Here is a 3986-nt window from a genome sequence, read left to right as displayed (position 1 = left end):
TTCTGCTCAAAGCCCGGCAGGCCGGCCTCATAGGTTGCGTAAAGGGCGTTTACCAGACCGTCCCCGAAGGCATAGGCGTAGACGTAGAAGGGCGAGTGGACGAAATGCGGAATATAGGCCCAGAAGGTTTCATACCCGGGCATGAATTCAATCGCATCGCCCAGGCTTTCGGCCTGAACGCTCATCCACAACGCGTTGATGTCATCGGGCGTCAGTTCGCCTTGGGCGCGGGCGGCGTGCAGTTTGCATTCGAAATCGTAGAACGCGATCTGGCGAACCACGGTATTGATCATATCCTCGACCTTGCCGGCCAGCAGCGTCTTGCGCTCTGCCGGGGTCTGGGCGGCATCAAGCAGGCGGCGGAAGGTCAGCATTTCACCAAAGACGCTGGCGGTTTCGGCCAGGGTCAGTGGCGTTGCGGCCAAAAGCTCCCCCTGATCGGCGGCCAGGACCTGATGGACGCCGTGGCCCAGTTCATGCGCCAGCGTCATCACATCGCGCGGTTTGCCCAGATAGTTGAGCATGACATAGGGGTGAACGGTGGTGACGGTCGGGTGCGCAAAAGCCCCCGGCGCCTTGCCCGGCTTCACGCCCGCGTCGATCCAGCCTTTGGTGAAAAACGGCTTGGCCAGCGTTGCCATTTCCGGTGAGAAGGCGGTGTAGGCCGACAAGACCGTCTCGCGCGCCTCGGGCCAGTTGATGGTGCGTGGGGCTTCGGTGGGCAGCGGGGCGTTGCGATCCCAGACTTGCAGCTTGTCCAGCCCCAGCCATTTCGCCTTCAGGCGGTAATAGCGGTGCGACAGTTTCGGGTAGGCCGCAACAACGGCATTGCGCAGCGCCTCGACCACCTCGGGTTCGACGTGGTTTGCAAGGTGGCGCCCGTATTGAGGGGTTGGCATCTTGCGCCAGCGGTCCTCGATTTCCTTTTCCTTGGCCAGGGAATTGTGGATCCGTGCGAACAATTTGGTATGGGCGCCAAAGACTTTGGCCAGTGCGCGCGCGCCCGCCTCGCGTTGGGTGCGGTCATGATCCGACAGCAGGTTGAGGGTGGATTCGATGTTCATCACCTTGCCGTCCACGGTAAATTCCAACCCGGCGGTAGTTTCATCAAACAGCCGGTTCCACGCGGCGGCGCTTACAACAGATTGATCGTGAAGAAATTTTTCCAACTCATCGGAAAGCTGATGGGGGCGCATGGCGCGCATCCGGTCAAAGACGGGTTTGTAGCGGGCAAGCCCCGCATCGGTGAACAGCTTTTGATAGGCAGCCTCGTCTATGCGGTTGAATTCGAGGCTGAAAAACACCAGCGGCGTGGTGAAATTGGTGATCTTGTCTTGCGCGTCGGCCATGAATTTTGCGCGCGCGGCGTCAAGGGTGTTTTGGTAATAGCGCAGCCCGGCGTAGGACATGATCCGCCCGGCCGTCACGTCGATCGCCTCATAGCGGGCGATGCATTGGGCCATATCAGCGGCGCTGAGGGTCGCCAGTTTGCCCTCATAATCGGTGGCGAAACTGGCGCAGGCGGTTTCCAGCCAGCCCATGTCGCGGGTCAGTTCAGGCGCGTCGGGGGCGGTATAAAGGTCGCTCAGGTCCCATTCGGGCAGGTCACCAAAACCCCCGGCACTAATGTTGGCGTCAAAAACGGGGTGGGGCAGGGGCAGGGTCATGGCATCCTCATTTTGCTTTTCACAACAGATAGGGGCGTGAAGGGGGCAGGTGCAAGGGAGGGGGGTGAACATCTGACCCGATTGAAGAGAAATGATCGGGGGTGCTGCCTTTATCGCGTTTGCACGCGGCGGGTTTAGCCAAGCTGCGCGTCAAACAAGGCGGTGGCGGCATCATAAAACCGCGTGCGACTGACAGAGGTTTCCATCATCACCTCATGTTCGGCACCGCTGATCAGGTCCAGATGCCCCCCCCGCCATTCCGCCATGCGGGCGTGGACGGGTGCGGTGTCAATGATGCGTTCCCTTGTGCCAAGGGCGGTGTAGCAGGGCAAGTTCAGCGCAGGCAGCGTGGCAAGGTTGGCACATTCGTCCAACGCCTCAGACAGCCAGCGCACCGTTGGTCCGGCAAGCGATAGCGCCGGATCATGGGCCAATTGGCCCAGCATGAAGGCCCACATGGAGGCGTCAGTTGTCAGCTTGTTTGTGCTGAACGCACAGTTGTACACATAGGCGGTGCTGCTTGTGCTGGGGGCGTAGGCCTGCCCCAAAGGGCCATTTGCCAGCGCGCGCACCAATGCAGCAACAACCGGGCGTATCTGCCTCGGCATGCGGATGCCCCACATCGGGGCCGAAAAAGCGGCGGCCCTGACGTCAAGGCCATTGAAGAGCGCGCGCAAGCCAATGGCCCCGCCCATCGAGTGGCCCAGCAAAAAGAACGGGCGCGGCAATTCCAACGCCTCGGCTGCGGCGATAACGGCGGCCAGATCCAGCTGATAGTCCGAAAACCGCATAACGTGGCCTTTGGCGGGATCGGCAAGCAGGCGGTCTGCCAGCCCCTGACCGCGCCAGTCAACCGCCAGCATCGCATAGCCCCGCGCGGCCAGTTCCGCCGCAGCGGGGCCGTATTTCTCAACATATTCCGTGCGGCCGGTCAACAACAGCACCGTGCCCTTCTGTCCGCCCGCTGCCCCCTGCGACCAGGCTGCGATACGGATGCGCACACCGTCTGCGGCGTTTAGCCAATAGGCACGCCCGCCTTTCGGCGCGCGCGCGATAGTGTCATGCAGAGGGGCCGCGTCCATCAGGACAGCGCCGACCCCAGTTGCATCGCCAGCCCCATGGAGCCGTCGATCTTCAACTTGCCGGTCATGAAGGCCATTGTCGGGTTTACATCGCCCGACAAGATGCCCTTGAAGGTGTCCGCATCAGCGATCAATGTCACTTCGGCCTCTTCGTCACCCGCGCGCACGCCATTGGCATCGACTATGATCGAGCCTTCATCCGTGATCACAAATTTCGCCGTTGACGAAAACCCGTCTTTCAGTTTTTCGCTTAAGGCGGCTACGGCCGCGTCGATAACGTCGCTCATCAGTTCCTCCAATTGTGAATGCCGGGGTATCGCTTTCTTCGGCACTTGGGTTACAACCTAGCTATGCGCGACCGGTTGGCCCACCACAAATATATCGTTGCGGCACTTTGTGCCGTATTTTTTGCCGCGGCGTCGGTTCGGGCTGAAACGGCGGGGCTGGATGCTTACTTTGCCGAACTGGCCGATCCGGATTTTGCCGGATGGCAGCGCGCCGAATCCGATATTCGGCGGGCATGGTCGCGGTCAGGGTCCGCGGCGATGGATCTTTTGTTGAAACGCGGCGAGATGGCCCTGGATGAGGGCGACGTGTCCGCCGCGATAGAGCATCTGACCGCCCTGACCGACCATGCGCCAGATTTTGCCGAAGGCTGGAATGCCCGCGCGACGGCTTATTTCATGAACGGAAATTATGGCCCCGCCATGGCAGACATCGCGCATGTCCTGGAATTGGAGCCGCGCCATTGGGGTGCATTGGCGGGGTTGGGGTCGATTCTGGACGACATCGGGCAAAACCGGCGCGCGCTGGCGGCTTACCGGGCCTCCTTCGCCTTGCATCCTCATCAGCAGGATGTGAAAGACGCCATTGATCGGCTGGAACGCGGGCTTTCGGGCACCAGCCTTTAAGGAGAGCCAATGGCGGAGCAGCGTATAACGGCGGTCCTTGGGCCGACGAACACCGGCAAAACCCACTACGCGATAGAACGGATGCTGGCGCATCGCACCGGGGTCATCGGCCTGCCGCTGCGTCTTTTGGCGCGCGAGGTTTATGACCGTATCGTGGCGTCGCGCGGCCCGTCGTGCGTCGCGCTGGTGACCGGTGAAGAACGGATCGTGCCCGACCGGGTGCAATACTGGGTCTGCACCACCGAGGCGATGCCCGAAGCCATCGGCGCCGATTTCGTTGCCATCGACGAAATTCAGCTATGCGCCGATCCGGAACGCGGCCACAT

At 61.3% G+C, this 3986-nt stretch carries 4 protein-coding genes and 1 pseudogene; 2 read left to right on the top strand and 3 right to left on the bottom strand.

The window, feature by feature from the left end:
* From ACM62R_RS13525 to ACM62R_RS13515, 3 genes are all read right to left on the bottom strand, one after another.
* Positions 1–1667, bottom strand: a 1667-nt coding sequence (locus ACM62R_RS13525) for a M3 family oligoendopeptidase (RefSeq protein ID WP_415184570.1), incomplete at its 3' end; no start/stop codon positions are given.
* Positions 1668–1801: 134 nt separating this feature from the next.
* Positions 1802–2749: an alpha/beta fold hydrolase gene (locus ACM62R_RS13520; protein ID WP_415184569.1), complete on the bottom strand. Its 948-nt coding sequence runs from the start codon at positions 2747–2749 to the stop codon at positions 1802–1804.
* On the bottom strand, positions 2749–3036 hold the full coding sequence (locus ACM62R_RS13515; RefSeq protein WP_415184568.1) for an SCP2 sterol-binding domain-containing protein: 288 nt from the start codon (positions 3034–3036) through the stop codon (positions 2749–2751). Before ACM62R_RS13515 ends, ACM62R_RS13520 begins: the two co-directional genes overlap by 1 nt.
* Before the next feature lie 63 nt (positions 3037–3099).
* Between ACM62R_RS13515 and ACM62R_RS13510 the strand changes: the two genes are divergently transcribed.
* The gene (locus ACM62R_RS13510) at positions 3100–3660 is read left to right on the top strand and encodes a hypothetical protein (protein ID WP_415184567.1); all 561 of its coding nucleotides are present in this window, start codon (positions 3100–3102) and stop codon (positions 3658–3660) included.
* 9 nt (positions 3661–3669) lie between these two features.
* A pseudogene (locus ACM62R_RS13505) lies at positions 3670–3986 on the top strand (disulfide oxidoreductase); the annotation flags it as partial.

Source organism: Phaeovulum sp., assembly GCF_047638075.1.
In the GTDB taxonomy this organism is placed as follows: domain Bacteria; phylum Pseudomonadota; class Alphaproteobacteria; order Rhodobacterales; family Rhodobacteraceae; genus UBA6197.
This window is presented reverse-complemented; position numbering and strand designations above follow the sequence as displayed.